This window comes from Acinetobacter sp. ANC 7912, from assembly GCF_039862785.1.
Taxonomy (GTDB): Bacteria; Pseudomonadota; Gammaproteobacteria; order Pseudomonadales; family Moraxellaceae; genus Acinetobacter; species Acinetobacter thermotolerans.
The window spans coordinates 449,722-465,560 of record NZ_CP156795.1; the positions used below are offsets into that span (position 1 = coordinate 449,722).

Below are 15,839 nucleotides of genomic sequence, written 5' to 3' on the forward strand. Positions count from 1 at the left end.
CTTAATTTCTGTTCGTTACCTGAACATTTCTCTTCTTATCATTGTGTATGCGCGTGCGGTCCAAAGAGAGGACGATATCTCGCGCCCCAATCGCTAAAGCGATTCCTTCAGGTTATGCCGTAATCATGCGTGCGTTATATCACATCGTCGTTACTCGGATCGCCGCTGAATAATCTCTTATTTTCAGCGTTTATTGCTGTACCGCTTTTTGTCGATGTTCATTTGACTTTATTTTTAATGGAGCACCCATTTTCCGGGTGAAAGACTCTATGAGCAAAACTTTTGCTGATTTTCCTCTGCACGAATCCTTACAACAAGCGCTACAAGCACTAGGTTTCACTGCACCTACTCCTGTACAGGAACAATCAATTCCTGCTGCACTTGAAGGTAAAGACCTTCTAGTGTCAAGCCAGACTGGTTCAGGTAAAACAGCTGCATTCCTTCTCCCAACTTTGAATGCACTGGCCAACCTGGACACTTTCGTTCCTTTCAAGGAACGTATGAAGGCGATTACCCAACCTTCTATTCTAGTTTTATGCCCAACGCGTGAACTTGCTCAACAGGTAAGCCAGGACGCGATTGCATTTGTACGCCACATGAAAGGTGTTCGTATCGCAGCAATCATGGGCGGTATGCCATTCGGTAAACAGATCCAGCAGTTAAAAGGCGCGCAAGTGGTTGTTGCAACTCCAGGTCGTCTGCTTGACCTTGTGAATCGTCGTCAAATTAAACTCGACAAAGTGAATGCGTTGATCGTCGACGAAGCGGACCGTATGCTGGATCTTGGTTTCTCTGAAGATCTTGAAGCGATTGGTGATCTTGCAGCAAACCGTAACCAGACTTTGATGTTCTCTGCGACTTTTGCACCACGTATCATCACTCTTGCTGAACGCATGATGAACGAGCCAGAGCGTATTGCCATCGAAACTGGTCACACCACCAATACTGACATCACTCAGACTTTACACTGGACTGATGGTTTCGAGCACAAGAAAAAACTGCTGACTCACTGGCTGAATGAAGAAGACGTAGACCAAGCAGTGGTTTTTGCTTCTACTCAAGAAGATACCGACATGCTGGCTGAAGAACTTGCTGAAGCAGGTCATTCAGTTGTAGCGCTACACGGTGCAATGCCACAGACTGTACGTAACCGTCGTCTGCGCAGCATCCGTGAAGGTCGTGCAAAAATCCTGGTTGCAACTGACGTTGCAGCACGTGGTCTAGACGTTCCAACCATTTCTCACGTGATCAACTTCGGCCTTCCAATGAAGAATGAAGACTATGTACACCGTATTGGTCGTACAGGTCGTGCTGGCCGTACTGGTAAAGCGATTACTTTAGCGACTTACCGTGAACGCGGTAAAATTCGTGCGCTGGAAGACTACCTGGAAGCGCGTCTAGAAGTTTCTGAAATTGAAGGTCTTGAGCCATCTCCACCTCCTGCACGTCCAAGCCGTGATGGTCGTGGTCGTCGTGATGGCGGTCGTGGTCGTGGTGGCTTTGGTGGCGGCCGTCGCTTCGAAGGTGAAGGTCATTTCAAACGCCGTGAAGGTGGTCGTGATGGCGAACGCCGTTCATTTGGCGATGATCGTCCACGTCGTGAATTCAATGGCGAAGATCGTCCGCGTCGCGAGTTTAACAGCGACCGTCCACGCCGTGAATTCAATGGTGAAGATCGTCCACGTCGCGAGTTTAACAACGACCGTCCGCGTCGTGAATTCAACAGTGATCGCCCACGTCGTGAATTTGGTGACCGTCCTCGTTTCGATAATAACGATGACAACCGTGGTAACCGCGTAGACTACAAACCACGTCGCGAAGGTTCTTTCGGTGACCGTCCAAAACGTGATTTTGGTGATCGTCCAGCACGTCGTGAAGGTGGTTTTGATCGTCCAAAACGTGACTTCGGTGACCGTCCAGCACGTTCATTTGGTGATGACCGTCCAAAACGTGATTTCGGTGGTGACCGTCCGCGTCGTAACTTCGATGATAAACCACGCCGTAAATTCAACGACTAATCTCGTTGAATCTAAAAAAACCAGCACTTGTGCTGGTTTTTTTTATGCCTAAAATTGGCACTTTTTTTGCTAAAGTGTGGAATAATTCATTGTTTGAGTGAATTAGAATAAATGGATTTTAAAACGCTTGATTGAACGGAGGGGCTGGCTATGCCTTATATTGCACTGACATTGGTTCTGTGTAACGTGATTTTCTTGATCTATAACTTTTATCATTGAGTGATTATTCAGCATTTAACAAAAAATTTATGCCATAAGAATAGAGAGTAAACTTTCATTTTTTTCATTCAGATACTTTCTTTATGCCATTGTAACCTTCCATCGAAAAGGTAACATTTTGTGCATTAATCCTATATAGTACGCATGCTGAAAAAATGCAGGACAACGCTTAGCTATGACAAATCAAACAGCGTTTGAGACTCAATCACTCATAGAAGTGAAGGGTTTGAGCTTCAAGCGAGGCGAACGTATCATTTATGACAATGTCAGCCTGAACATTCGACGTGGTCAGATCACCGCCATTATGGGGCCTTCAGGAACCGGTAAAACAACCTTATTAAGACTGATTGGCGGACAGCTGACGCCGGATCAGGGACAGGTATTGCTGGATGGCAAGGATATCGCCCGTATGTCACGGCATGAGCTGTTCGCAGCACGTGCACGAATGGGCATGCTTTTCCAAAGTGGTGCGCTGTTCACGGACATGAGTGTCTATGAAAATGTGGCATTTCCATTGCGTGCACATACCAAACTGCCTGAACATCTGATTGCGGAAATTGTGGCATTGAAATTGGAATCCGTCGGCCTACGTGGTGCAGAGCAGATGATGCCTTCAGAACTGTCAGGCGGTATGAACCGTCGTGTGGCTTTGGCCCGTGCAATTGCGCTTGATCCTGAACTGATCATGTACGACGAACCGTTTGCCGGACAGGATCCGATTGTGATGGGTGTGTTGACCCGTCTGATTCGTTCCCTACGTGAAGCATTGGATTTGACTACGATTATTGTTTCGCATGACGTGGCTGAGACACTGTCTATTGCTGACTATATCTATGTGGTGGCGGAAGGGAAAATCCAGGGCGAGGGCACACCTGAAGAATTAAAAGCTCATCCTTCTGCATTTGTTCAGCAATTTCTGACTGGCTCGGTAGAAGGGCCGGTGGATTACCAGTTTAGCCATGCGGCGTATTTAAGTGATGAGGTGCGTTCATGAATGCGATTGAAGCATTAGGCCGACGTGTCATTGAACGTGTACAAGGCATTGGGGTTGCCACCCTGATGTTATTCCAGATCCTTTTCTCTATGCCGACAGCACTGGGTTTTAAGCTGTTTGTCTACCAGATGTATCGGGTGGGTGTACTGTCTTTGCTGATTATCAGCGTCTCTGGCCTGTTTATTGGTTCAGTACTCGGTCTGCAAATGTTTACCATCCTGTCGACCTTTGGTAGTGAGTCTATGTTAGGGACAGCCGTAGCATTGACCTTGTTACGTGAGCTGGCACCGGTGGTTGCAGCCTTGCTGTTTGCTGGTCGTGCTGGTTCGGCATTAACAGCTGAAATTGGCCTGATGAAAGCCACTGAACAGTTATCCAGTATGGAAATGATTGGTGTTGATCCGTTAAAACGTGTGATCTCGCCACGTCTCTGGGCTGGTATTTTCAGTCTGCCTATGCTCTCTGTGATTTTTGCCGCGATTGGCATCATGGGCGGCAAAATGGTCGGTGTCGATTTTCTGGGTGCGGATGAAGGTGGTTACTGGAGTGGCATGGAAAGCAGCGTGCAATTCTATAAAGATGTCTTTAACGGCACCATTGTGAAAAGTTTTGTATTTGCGCTGATTTGTACATGGATTGCGGTCTATCAGGGCTATGCCTGTGTGCCGACATCCGAGGGGATTGCAACATCGACCACCCGTACCGTGGTGTATTCATCGTTGTGTGTTTTAGGTTTTGATTTCGTGTTGACTGCGGTCATGTTCGGAGGTGTTTAATGAAATCACGTACTAGTGAGCTGGCCGTTGGTGTTTTTGTCATTCTGTTTGGGATTGCCATTTTCTTTCTGGCGATGCGCGTGAGTGGTCTGGTTGGACACAATATTGCGGACAGCTATAGCATGACCGCCACCTTTGAAAATGTAAACGGGATTAAACCACGGGCCAAAGTGGCATTAAGCGGTGTGAAAGTCGGACAGGTTGATAGAATTACCCTAGATCCGATCACTCGTCTGGCGACTGTACATATGACCCTGGATGGTACCCTGACGTCTTTCAATGCTGAGCAGTTGAAAAAAGTACAGCAGGATGCACTAGAAGAATTACGTTATAGCGCTGACTATGAAGCTGCCACGCCTGCGCAACAAAAAGCAATGGAAAAACAACTGTTAGATAACATGACCTCCATCACCAATATTGATGAAGATGCTTACATTATGGTAGCGACCAACGGTTTGTTGGGTGAAAAATATTTGAAAATTGTTCCAGGTGGCGGTCTGAATTATTTGAAACGTGGTGACCAGATTGGCAATACCCAAGGCACCATGGAAATTGAAGATTTAATTACCAAATTCGTGACAGGTGGTGCAGGACAAAAGTCGTCAGAGAGCAAAGAGGCTGCTACAGATGAGACAGCTACTGCTGAAGCCAGCGACGAACCTGCATTTGTTGAATAATCGATTGAGGAGATTTGAGTGAAAACTTTAGTAAGACAAACTTTAGCAGTCAGCGTACTTTCTACCATGGTGATGGGAAGTGCATTTGCTGCACCGTCTGAAACACCACCTGCATTTATCAAGAAAGTTGCGGATCACTTGATTGCACGCCTGAAAGCGGATCATGCCAAGCTGCAAAATAATCCGGCCCTGGTAAAAAGCATTGTGCGTCAAAATCTGGACCCATATATCGATTCGCAAGCCTTTACCCGTATCGTAATGGGGACTTATGCGACTAATCAGTATAGTACTGCTGCACAACGTGCTAAGTTCGAACATAATTTCCGTGAAACGCTGATCGAAAACTACGGTTCTGCGTTTGCGAAATACAGTAATCAGACTTATACCATGCGTCCATATAAAGACACAGGTAGTAAGAATCCTGTGGTAACGATTGATTTCCACAACAACGGTGAAAAGATTCCGGTATCTTTTCAGTTAGCGGATAAAGGCTCACAATGGAAAATCCGTAACATCAACGTGTCTGGTATTGACCTTGGTTTGCAGTTCCGTAACCAGTTTGCAGCGACTGTAAAACGTAACGGTGGTAACCTGGATAAAGCCATTGCTAACTTCAAGCCAGATGCTGAAGCAGCAATTGACAAGAAAAAATAAGATAGGTGAGCGGTGATCAAATTCAATCAGCAGGAACTGCAGGTTTCAGGCAAAATCGATTATGAGAATGCACAGCAGTACTACGAACAGGGGCTGAGTGAGATCCAGTCTTATGGCAAGTTTCCGGTTGTTGTGAATCTGGCTGGACTGGAAAATGGCAGTACCTTGGTACTGGCTGTATTGGTACGCTGGTTACGTCAAACCCCGCAAGCCAAAGGATTACAGTTTAAAGCAGTTCCTGAAAAGATGATGAAGATCATTCAAGCCTGTCATTTGCAGGATGATTTACAGATCATTCAGTAATTGACATCCTCTCCGACCTAAAGGACGGAGATTCCTCCTGCGAGACGCCCATGTCCGAGCGCAAGAATATTCAGTGCTGAGTTTATATCTCTATCGTGGAATGTACCGCACTCCACACACTGCCATTCTCTTATTCCAAGTCCTGCTCTACCTTTCAGACTACTGGAGCGTGAGCCGCAGCACGAGCAAGTTTGGGTGGTATAGGCTTCATTGACTTCTTCATACCATACCCCTGCGTTCTCGCATTTATACTTGAGCATGGTTCTTAAGGTCGTCCAACCTGCATCGAGTACAGACTTAGCTAATTTTGTCTGTGCCAATGCTTTGGCATTCACATTACCAACGAAGATGGCTGCATGTTCATTCACCAGTTTATGACTGAATTGATGCAGCATATTTTGACGTAGATTTTTGATCTTGGCATGAATCGCTTTGACACGTTTTTTATTTCTTGCTCTTTGAGCAATACCAAGTTTTTGTTCATATTGACGATAGATTTTAGGCGCTTTGAACTTTACACCATCTGAGCAAGTCGCAAGGTCTTTGAGTCCTAGATCAATGCCAATTGAGGTTTTAGCGGTGGTTTTCTCTGTTTTAATTGAATCAACCACAAGACATACATACCAACGCCCTCGGCTATCCTCGACAAACGAGCCTGTTTTAACATTGTATTTACTTAGTCCGTAACTGTCCCATAGCTTGAATTGATGCTTGCCGTATTGGACATACCCATCGGCATATTTCACCGCCACTTTTTTAAATGGAATCCAACCGAGAGAACGTCTAGCATTTTTTTTGTTACTGACACGCCATTTTAGCTTGGCTTTTTTAAATTGCTTTCTTCGAGTAACTAATTCTTCCGCAACTGCCTGTATGGTTTGGCTGTGCAAATTGCACTCTTTTGATGTACCTTTCGTGTATTTAGCAATATCGTAAGCTGAAAAGAATTGTTGTTTTCTTTGCAAGTGTTTAAAACACAAATCATTGACATAGTTCCAGACAAAATTAACTTCAGATGCCAATTGGTCTAGCACCTTGCAATGTTTGTCTTTTATGCGTAATTTAAGTGTCTTCATCACTAAAATATATTTGGTCTATGGATAATAGTCAAGAGATTAGAACAGGTCGTCACTGTGTTTTTAATATGCACGTTCATTTAGTCTTTGTGGCTAAATATCGTAGAGATGTTTTTACCAAAGCTATGCTCGAAACTATGAATGAAGTATTCAAGCGCATTTGCTTAGACTTTGAAGCTAAGTTGGTAGAATTTGATGGTGAGCATGATCATGTTCATTTACTTGTGAACTATCCACCAAAAGTAGCTATTTCTAGCTTGGTTAACAGCCTAAAAGGTGCATCTAGTCGTATTTTAAGAACTAAACACCCTGAAATTAAAAACAAATTATGGGGGAATGCTTTGTGGTCGCCTAGTTATTTCGCTGCATCGTGTGGAGGTGCTCCCATTGGGATTATTAAACAATATATCCAACAACAGCAAACACCGCATTAGCAATCCTAGCTAATCCCCACAAGGGGGACTAGCGGATTGCAGCCTTATATCCCCGCCCTGAAGGGCGAGGTTTTACGGCTAAAGGGATAAAAAAGCACCGAAAGGTGCTTTTTTATTGGTTTTAAATAGGAATTTACGAATAAGGTGCGTTTCTTGCGCTTCACTTTGAAGCAGTGCTTCAAAGCTCGCTCAAATCCATTTCTTCCATCTAAAGTAAATCAATGGCCCAATAAAGAAGGCAACAATAATAAAGCTGACGACAATAAAACTGGTCGAGCCATGCGCGAAGGGCAATACCTCGGTATTCATCCCATACACACTGGCAACCAGCATTGGTGGTGCAAGCATACTTGGCAAAATAGAGAATCGACGGATGGTATCGTTCTGTTCAGTGTTAATGAATCCAGACGTGGTATCGAGCAGGAATCGTACCTTCTGGAACAGGAAAGCATCATGTTCGACCAGCGAGCGCACGTCTTCACTGAGTTCTCGAATGTCGGCATCATAGATATGACTACCTAGCGCACGTGGACGTGACAAGAAGGTCAGTACTCGGCGCAAGTCAATCAGACAGAGCTGGGCTTTTCCGAGCATGTCTTCTAATTGCGCCAGACGGGTAATCATGTCATCGAGATCCAGAATCTGTTCACGATGGCGGTTATTCAGAACCTCGGTTGAATATTTTTCCAGATCCTTATGGACATCTTCTAAGATATCCGCAAGCTCATCCAGTTTAGCTTCCAGTAGCCCGAGCAGAATCCAGGTTGGATCTTTATAGTCAATTTCATAATCATTACGGCGTGCACGGGCACGGAAGGCGCGGAATGCCACCAGCTTTTCCCCACGCAAGGTAAACAGCCGTTCTTTATGCAGAATAAAGGCAACGGTTTGAACCGTTGCTAAAATACTGGACTGGTCATCCGTTTCCTCTTCAACCTGATAATTTTTATTTTTCGTTAAAAAATAAGTGCTGATATGCAAAATACCATCATCATCACGGTAGAATCGTGCACTAGATGAAATGTCTTCTAATGATTTGAGGGTAGGAAGATTCTGCTCGTAAGCATCCATGATCCATTGCTGTTCTTCCTGTGAGGGCGCAATCAGATCAATCCAGACCAAATCCTGATGTAAATCAAAGTCGCCATTAATGGTGGCATCTTCTAAGCTACCGCGCTCTGTGGCATAAAAGGCTTCAAGCATGCTGTCTTTTCTCCCTTGCGCAGTATGTATAATTGAATGGGTGTATTTTAGACAAGGAATCAAATAAAAACACTGATTGGGCAGTTATTTTTTCAAAAAAACGATCAATCAGGCCTTCCTTCCGCTATAACGTCAACTGAATGGTGAAAAATGATGAATTCTATCGCAATTTTTTGTGGTTCCGCACTGGGTGTCTCGCCTGTTTATGCTGAAATTGCGCACAAGGTAGGTCAGACTCTAGCTGCACGACAACTCACATTAATTTATGGCGGTGGACGTTCAGGTTTGATGGGAATTGTAGCCGACAGTGCCTTGGCTGCTGGTGGTAAAGTGATTGGAGTGATTCCCAAACAGTTGGTAGATCGCGAGCTGGCACATCCCGGACTGACCGAGTTGCATGTGGTAGATAATATGCATGAGCGTAAAACCAAAATGTCACAACTGGCGGATGGTTTTATCGCGATTCCGGGCGGGGTAGGCACGTTAGAGGAAATCTTTGAACAATGGACTTGGGCGCAGCTCGGTATTCATGAAAAGCCGTGTGCATTTTTAAATGCAGAGAATTTCTACACTGGTCTGATCCAGTTCATCCAACACACGATGGAACAGGGCTTTACCAAAGAACGCTTTATGGACAAGCTGATCGTTAATGCAGACATTGATCAGATTTTGGATGCCTTTGCAGTTTACAAAGCACCGCAAGCAAAATGGGGTATGGTCGATCAGCAAGACCTTGTGAAATAAACTGATTCACCTTTTAAAATTTGAGTTGATATGAAAGTGATTACAGTCGCTGCTGGCATCGTGCTGAATGAAGCACAGCAATTATTGGTGGTGCGCAAGAAAGGCACCAGCTGCTTTATGCAGGTGGGCGGCAAGCTAGAACAAAAAGAAGCACCTGAGGTCACCATTGTGCGTGAAATTCTGGAAGAGATCTGTTGCAATGCCGAAGTGCAGCAATTTGTCGGCCGCTTTGAAACCAAAACGGCGAATGAGCCAGATCATCAACTGGTCAGTTATGTCTATTTGGTCAAACTGGATCAGCTTCCAAAAATCGAGGCGGAAATTGCCGAGATGAAATGGATTGATCTGGATGAGCGGGGTGTAATATTAGCACCGCTGACGACCGAAGTTGTGATTCCTTGGGTAAAGGCAAATCTATTAGCTCAAGTCTGAGTTTAAAGTTTGGCACCTGCCACACAAGCAGCATTAATCTGTTGGCAGCCCAATTCTTCCAGCTTCTGGCTGAGTGCTCGGATTGAGCTGCCTGTGGTGATGACATCATCAATAATCAGTACCTTGCGGTAACGCAGTTTGGATGAAGTATTCATCTGGAACTGCGTATCAATATCTTCAATTCGTTCCAGCCGGCATAAGCCTTTTTGTGAATGCTGCTTAAGTCGGGTTATCGGTTGCCACACTGGCACATTCAAATGTCTGGCGACATGCTTGGCGAGTAGTAATGACTGGTTATAACCACGCTGTACCAGCTTTTCGGTTGAGATCGGCATTGGTACCACGGCACTGACTTTAGGTAAGTTTAAGCTGAGCAGGGTACCTGCCAGCAGATTTTCTAAATACAGTTTCTGTTCATATTTAAAAAGCTGAATTAGCCGGTCCATCGGATAGGCATAATGGCAGGCAATCTGTACCGGTATTTCCTGTCGTTGTACTGTCTGACATGCCCAGGGCAATTGCTGCCAGCAGTCCTGACAGACTGAATGTATCGCTTGATAATCATGATGACAGAGCTGGCAGGGCTGTAACTTGCCTAGCCAATGCTTGCCTTGTTGAATCAGCTTAAACATAGGCATAGCGGGGAGCCTCAGGCAGCCAGCGTTTCAGTAGAGCTTCGGCCTGCTGCGGATAATCTTTTAACATCTGCTGGGCCACATAATGTGCCTGATTCAGCAGGTGATCATCCCGTTCCAATTTAGCCACACGGAAGCCCATATCCCCGGTCTGTTTGGTGCCGAGCAGTTCACCTGGTCCGCGCAGTTCCAGATCCTTTTCCGCAATGATAAAGCCGTCATTGGTCTCGCGCATGATGCGCAAACGTTCCTGACCATTCTGGGACAGGGGATGTTTATACAGCAACACACAGAAACTGGCTTTGGCCCCCCGGCCAACACGGCCACGCAACTGGTGCAGCTGGGACAAACCTAGGCGCTCAGCATTTTCAATCACCATCAGTGAAGCATTGGGTACATCGACACCAACTTCAATTACCGTGGTCGCAATCAGTAGCTGCAGTTCATTGTTTTTAAATTGCTGCATCACGGCCTGTTTTTCATCGGCCTTCATTTTGCCATGTACCAGACCGATATTGATTTCCGGGAAACGTTCCTTGATTTCAGCAAAAGTCGCTTCAGCTGCCTGTGCATCCAGGGTTTCAGACTGTTCTACCAGTGTACAGACCCAATAGGCCTGCTTGCCTTCAGCACAATTGGTAGCAATACGTTGCAAAACTTCTTCCCGGCGATCCAAGGGGATGGTCACCGTCTGAATTGGAGTACGGCCCGGTGGCAGCTCATCAATAATCGAAGTATCCAGATCACCATAGGCGGACATGGCAAGTGTGCGTGGAATCGGAGTTGCGGTCATCACCAGTTGATGTGGTGACATACCATCCAGGCCTTTGTTACGCAGAGCCAGACGCTGATCGACCCCAAAGCGGTGCTGTTCATCAATGATCACCAGACCGAGTTTGGCAAACTCGATATTTTCCTGAAACAGGGCATGTGTGCCGACCACCAGATTGGCACTGCCATCTCTAATACTTTGTTCAGCAGTTGTGCGGGCTTTGCCTTTCTGTTTGCCGGAGAGCCAGGCGACATTCAGTCCCAAAGGCTCAAACCAGCGCTTAAAGTTTAGGTAATGCTGTTCCGCCAGAATCTCGGTGGGCGCCATAAGGGCGACCTGCCAGCCTTCTTCCAGTGCGTGACAGGCTGCCACACCTGCGACCAGGGTTTTACCAGCACCCACATCGCCCTGAACCAGGCGCAGCATCGGCTTGTTGCCTTTCATGTCATGGGCAATTTCCCGGGAAACACGCTTTTGTGCACCGGTCATTTTAAAGGGCAGGCCAGCCAGTAGCTGCTTAGCGTAGCGTTTACTAGGTGAAAAAGATGGTGCTTCAATTTGTTGGATAAAGGCACGGCGAGTCAGCAGGCTGATCTGATGTGCCACCAGCTCTTCAAAAATCAGACGCTGTTGTGCGGGATGTGAACCTTGCGCCAGCTGGAGCATATTGGCATCCACTGGTGGATGATGGATATATTCCAAAGCCTGTTTCAGGTCATAACCATTGCTGAATTTTGCCGGTAATAGTTCCGGTAGATCATTACTGTGTAATGCTAGTGCCTGCTTGATATATTCACGCAGTTTCGGTTGGGTGAGTCCTTCAGTACTTGGGTAGATCGCAGTCAGCTGGGTTTTCGGCAGTGGGGTATGTTCGGTAATCAGCTGCAGTTCCGGATGATACATTTCCAGCCCACGGGCACCGACACGTACTTCACCAAAGACACGCAGGCGGTTTCCAAGTTTGCAGCGATCAGTAATGCCTTTGTAGATATGATAGAAGCGTAAAGTGACCTTACCACAGTCATCATCCAGCAGCACGGCCATGGACTTGCGTTTTCCGGGTGGAAAGTCCACGCCTTTGACGATGCCTTCCAGCAAATAGCTGTGTCCCACGTTCAATTGATTCATGGGAATGATCGTGCTACGGTCCTCATAGTCACGTGGCAGATGAAAGAGCAAATCATCAGTTGTAAACAGATTTAGTTTTTCAAGTAATGCGGCGGCGGCTGTGCCGACACCTTGTAACTGATGGACTGCTGCCATGTCCCCTCAACCAGGTCTTGTGATTCGGTGCTGAATGCATATTTTATTTATCGGTTATGGTAAAACATCCAGGCACATTGCTAAACAATTATTTGAACAAGGGCATCAAATTAGCACAATCAGTCGCAGTGCGAAAACAGATGCTTTTGCCACTCATCATATTCAGGATGTGCAGCAGCTCGACCTCAGTGGTTTTGCTCCCATCGACTGGGTGTATATCCTGGTTAGTCCAGATCAAAGTACCGTTGACGCTTATCAGCACACCTATCTGGATTCTGTTCGGCCGATTGTCAAAGCTTTAGAGTTTCATCCGGTAAAACATCTGGTGGTGGTGTCATCGACCCGGGTTTATGGTGAAAATAGGGGGGAATGGGTGGATGATGATAGTGTGATTCGACCGAATGATCTACAAGGTGAAATTCTGCTGCAGATGGAACAAGCCTACTTAGCAGCTTATCCAGACCGATGTACGATTATCCGTCCAAGCGGGATCTATGGCTCATCCGTGGCACGCCTGCAGAAAATGGCACAGTCCATGACTACTTATCCTAATCTGCACTGGTCGAACCGGATTCATATTGAGGACTTGTCTTATTTTCTGGCAGAAATGATTCACGTGGAACAGCTCGAATCTTCTTATATTGTGACTAATAACCAGCCTCAGCCTTTACATGAAGTGCTGCAATGGTTTCAGCAGCAAATGGGTTTGTCAGTATTGAAAGTCGAAAGTGAGAAGGTGACTGGGAAAAAGCTGTACGCTACAAGAATGGAAAAGATAGGGTTTGAATTAAAGCATCAGGACTGTTTTCGGGGGTATTTGGAATTAATGCAGTAATTCATTCTCTTACGGACTCAAAATATATTTTGAGGCTCCTCACCCTTTAAAAGGAGGGGTTAGGGGAGGATTTTATTTTAAGGATTTCACTAACCCTTCAGTTATGTTTTAGTTTTATAGATTTACAAAACAAAAAAAGAGAGGCCTAAACCTCTCTTTTCTCTATTCAAAATTTACTTTTTCTTGCGTTTAGCTCGTTTCTTCGCTTGTTCAGCCGCCAACGCTTCTAGGGCCTCTTTCAGCTCCTCATCGGTAAAAGCCGTGATGTGATGCAGCATTTGCAGTTTAACTTCATCCAGCACTAGATCCGCATACTGGGCAATATTCTTGAAGCTTTCATCAAAGACAATCGCATTGTCTTCATTGGTGCTGATATAGCCTTTCTTAGTCAGAGTCTTGATGAAGCTTTGGAACAGTGCCTTGTCAAAGAACTCAGGCGAATTGAACTCATACAGCACAGACAGGCGTTGACCGACCAGATGGCTCAGCTCTTCAACCTGACGGGTCGAGATATTGCCAGAGCCACGCTGGGTGATCAAAGCCAGGGTCATGTAGTAACGCTCGATACTCTGCATTACCGGAGCCGCGAGTACTTCCAGCTGGTGGTGCGCTTCGCTGTTTGGAGCAGGAGCAACCAGATTTCCACCTTCCTGAGCAATCAGATTCGCTGCAATCAGCGCATCGATATAGGTATTTACCGGTTGCTGGATATCCGTTTCCTGCCATTTCAGGAACAGTTCTGCTTTCAGGAATGGATACAGGGTGCTGCAGATGTTGACTACATCATCACGACGGATTGAGCCGTTATGATTCACCAAGGCTGCGATGAGTGAAGGAATAACAAAGGCATGCAGGATGTTGTTGCGGAAGTAAGTCAGCAAGACCGCCTGATTATCTTCAATCGCGATAATGTTGCCCAGCACATGATTAACGCGTTTGATTAACTTCAGTTTTAGCGCATAGGCAATAATTTCACGACCCGAAAGTGGAGTAACCTGCATACGTTCATCGTATGGATGTGAAGTCAGCAGTTTGCGGTAAGTATCCAGCTGCTTGATGCAAATGTCTTCATCCAGGGTGTGTTTTGGCGTTGCTAACAGAATTAGCGATAGCAAGGATACCGGATTGATGACAGCAGCACGGTTGATATTTTCCAGAATTGCCTGAGCTGAACTGTTCACCGCTTCAGACACGGCTGGTGGAATTGGATCATCATTCTTTTGAATGTTAATGTCTTCAGCACCATGCTGTTTTAGGATGTCATCCAGGAATACTGGTTCACCAAAGTTCAGGTGGACCTTACCGAAGATACGCTCGATCTTGCGCAGGGTTTTGAGCAGGCCAAAGATAGATTCTGCTTCTTTCGGTTTTCCGCTCATTTCACCAACGTAGGTTGCACCTTCCATCAGGCGTTCATAGCCGATATAGGTGGGTACAAATACGATTGGTTTGGACTTGCCACGCAGGTGACCATGTACAGTCATCGCCAGCATACCTGTTTTTGGTGGCAGCAGACGGCCTGTCCGAGAACGGCCACCTTCAATAAAGTATTCCAGTGGGGTATTCCGTGACAGAATGCTGTATAGGTATTCTTTAAATACAGTAGTGTAAAGTGCATTCCCGCGGAATGTACGGCGGATAAAGAAGGCACCGCCACCACGTAAAATCTGACCAACAAATGGCATGTTCAGGTTATCGCCAGCGGCGATGTACGGCACCATCAGGCCACGGCGGTAGATTACATAGGACAGTAGAAGGTAGTCGATATGACTGCGGTGACATGGGGTATAGACAATTTCATAGTCCTTGGCCAGTTCACGTACCGTACTAAAGTTATGCACTTCCACGCCGTCATAAAGCTGGGTCCAGAGACGGGTCAGGGCCTTGTCAGCGAAACGAACAGTGGCATGTGAATAATCCGATACGATTTCGTTTAAATAGCCAATGGCACGGCGTTCTGCTTCATCGACGCTGATTTTGCTACGGATACTTTCATTGCGGATCGCGGCCTGAACATCAGGAGACTTGATCAGGCCCTGCATCACATTACGGCGATCGGATAGATCGGGACCGAGCACGACTTCACGCTGCGCATCCAGATAATCGTTCAGCGTATTCACAATATAAGTCGCTGGTGACAGGTTCGGGCAGGTTTCCTTGGCATAGTCAATCAGGGCACGTAACGACTGTGCTTCATGGAATTCCAGATAGGACTGGCGGCCATGCAAACCAATATTCACCAACTGCTTCATCTTGCTTGGTGTTGACCAGGTATCGGTAAACAGCAGCTTGAACCATGAATCTTCTTTTTCTGGATCACGGCCCCACAGAATAGTCACCGGAATCAGTTCAACATCCAGTTCAGGATTCTTTTCTAGTATTTCAATTAGACGTAATAAACGTGGTGGGAAAGCATGCGGCGGTGAGCTAAGCAGATTGCTGTCATCATGGTATTGTAGGAACAGCACCGATGCTTTTTCCTGAATCGGCCCAAGTTCTATCCGGTCCAAAGCTGCAGGCAGTTTCAGACGACGGGTTTCGCCATCGACTACCAGGGCATTACTGCGTGAATGGTTCTGTAAAACATAGCAGACAATTTTCTTTGGTCCTTGCTGGTCAGCCACTGGAGCAGGGACTTCCGATGGCACATCTCCAAGTACATGTGGGGTAACCACAAGATCAAGCATCTTGCTTGAAAGCTTGCGATACAATTGACCAAAGCCATTCTTGGACATACCTACTCCTAATTTTATTTTGACCAGAACCACAGGATTTCTGAGGGGGCAACTATTTTGATGGATTCT

General features: G+C 46.1%; 15 protein-coding genes. 10 read left to right on the forward strand and 5 right to left on the reverse strand.

The features are described from left to right. The first annotated feature begins 269 nt into the window (after positions 1-269). The 6 genes from ABEF84_RS02185 (at position 270) to ABEF84_RS02210 (ending at position 5,641) form a co-directional block, all read left to right on the forward strand. A complete protein-coding gene (locus ABEF84_RS02185; RefSeq protein WP_034582215.1) occupies positions 270-2,018 on the forward strand; it encodes a DEAD/DEAH box helicase in 1,749 nt (582 codons plus the stop codon). A gap of 394 nt (positions 2,019-2,412) precedes the next feature. Beyond that, a complete protein-coding gene (locus tag ABEF84_RS02190; protein ID WP_034586928.1) occupies positions 2,413-3,231 on the forward strand; it encodes an ABC transporter ATP-binding protein in 819 nt (272 codons plus the stop codon). Further along, positions 3,228-4,007: a lipid asymmetry maintenance ABC transporter permease subunit MlaE gene (mlaE, locus tag ABEF84_RS02195; protein ID WP_034586930.1), complete on the forward strand. Its 780-nt coding sequence runs from the start codon at positions 3,228-3,230 to the stop codon at positions 4,005-4,007. The genes ABEF84_RS02190 and mlaE overlap by 4 nt, the downstream gene beginning before the upstream one ends. Further along, a complete protein-coding gene (locus ABEF84_RS02200; RefSeq protein ID WP_034586933.1) occupies positions 4,007-4,684 on the forward strand; it encodes an outer membrane lipid asymmetry maintenance protein MlaD in 678 nt (225 codons plus the stop codon). Before mlaE ends, ABEF84_RS02200 begins: the two co-directional genes overlap by 1 nt. An 18-nt stretch (positions 4,685-4,702) precedes the next feature. Further along, positions 4,703-5,338 (forward strand): phospholipid-binding protein MlaC, encoded by a 636-nt coding sequence (locus ABEF84_RS02205; protein ID WP_034586935.1) that lies wholly within the window; start codon positions 4,703-4,705, stop codon positions 5,336-5,338. Between the two features lie 12 nt (positions 5,339-5,350). Further along, positions 5,351-5,641 carry an STAS domain-containing protein gene (locus ABEF84_RS02210; protein WP_034586937.1) on the forward strand — a complete coding sequence of 97 codons (291 nt, stop codon included), beginning with the start codon at positions 5,351-5,353 and terminating at the stop codon, positions 5,639-5,641. Between the two features lie 17 nt (positions 5,642-5,658). On the opposite strand, the gene ABEF84_RS02215 is transcribed toward ABEF84_RS02210, so the two are convergent. After that, positions 5,659-6,717 (reverse strand): RNA-guided endonuclease TnpB family protein, encoded by a 1,059-nt coding sequence (locus tag ABEF84_RS02215; RefSeq protein ID WP_034586922.1) that lies wholly within the window; start codon positions 6,715-6,717, stop codon positions 5,659-5,661. A gap of 20 nt (positions 6,718-6,737) precedes the next feature. Here ABEF84_RS02215 and tnpA point away from each other — a divergent pair, with 20 nt between their 5' ends. Next, positions 6,738-7,151, forward strand: coding sequence for an IS200/IS605 family transposase (gene tnpA, locus ABEF84_RS02220; RefSeq protein WP_075167884.1), 414 nt, complete (start codon positions 6,738-6,740; stop codon positions 7,149-7,151). Positions 7,152-7,340: 189 nt separating this feature from the next. Here tnpA and ABEF84_RS02225 read toward each other — a convergent pair whose 3' ends face one another. Then, positions 7,341-8,354, reverse strand: coding sequence for a CorA family divalent cation transporter (locus ABEF84_RS02225; RefSeq protein WP_034586940.1), 1,014 nt, complete (start codon positions 8,352-8,354; stop codon positions 7,341-7,343). A 153-nt stretch (positions 8,355-8,507) separates the two neighbouring features. Here ABEF84_RS02225 and ABEF84_RS02230 point away from each other — a divergent pair, with 153 nt between their 5' ends. Together ABEF84_RS02230 and ABEF84_RS02235 are read left to right on the forward strand one after the other, a co-directional pair. Beyond that, the gene (locus ABEF84_RS02230; RefSeq protein ID WP_034586942.1) at positions 8,508-9,098 is read left to right on the forward strand and encodes a TIGR00730 family Rossman fold protein; all 591 of its coding nucleotides are present in this window, start codon (positions 8,508-8,510) and stop codon (positions 9,096-9,098) included. A 30-nt stretch (positions 9,099-9,128) separates the two neighbouring features. Further along, the gene (locus tag ABEF84_RS02235; RefSeq protein ID WP_034586945.1) at positions 9,129-9,530 is read left to right on the forward strand and encodes an NUDIX domain-containing protein; all 402 of its coding nucleotides are present in this window, start codon (positions 9,129-9,131) and stop codon (positions 9,528-9,530) included. 2 nt (positions 9,531-9,532) lie between these two features. Here the strand turns inward: ABEF84_RS02235 and ABEF84_RS02240 are convergent, their stop codons facing one another. Together ABEF84_RS02240 and recG are read right to left on the reverse strand one after the other, a co-directional pair. Then, positions 9,533-10,168, reverse strand: a complete 636-nt coding sequence (locus ABEF84_RS02240; RefSeq protein ID WP_347453547.1) for a phosphoribosyltransferase family protein — start codon at positions 10,166-10,168, stop codon at positions 9,533-9,535. Continuing rightward, on the reverse strand, positions 10,155-12,200 hold the full coding sequence (gene recG / locus ABEF84_RS02245; protein WP_034586949.1) for an ATP-dependent DNA helicase RecG: 2,046 nt from the start codon (positions 12,198-12,200) through the stop codon (positions 10,155-10,157). The genes ABEF84_RS02240 and recG overlap by 14 nt, the downstream gene beginning before the upstream one ends. A gap of 34 nt (positions 12,201-12,234) precedes the next feature. Between recG and ABEF84_RS02250 the strand changes: the two genes are divergently transcribed. Continuing rightward, positions 12,235-13,035: an NAD(P)H-binding protein gene (locus ABEF84_RS02250; RefSeq protein ID WP_034586950.1), complete on the forward strand. Its 801-nt coding sequence runs from the start codon at positions 12,235-12,237 to the stop codon at positions 13,033-13,035. Between the two features lie 173 nt (positions 13,036-13,208). Here the strand turns inward: ABEF84_RS02250 and plsB are convergent, their stop codons facing one another. After that, entirely contained in the window at positions 13,209-15,770 is a 2,562-nt protein-coding gene (gene plsB, locus ABEF84_RS02255; protein WP_034586952.1) for a glycerol-3-phosphate 1-O-acyltransferase PlsB, read from the reverse strand. Positions 15,771-15,839 lie beyond the last annotated feature (69 nt).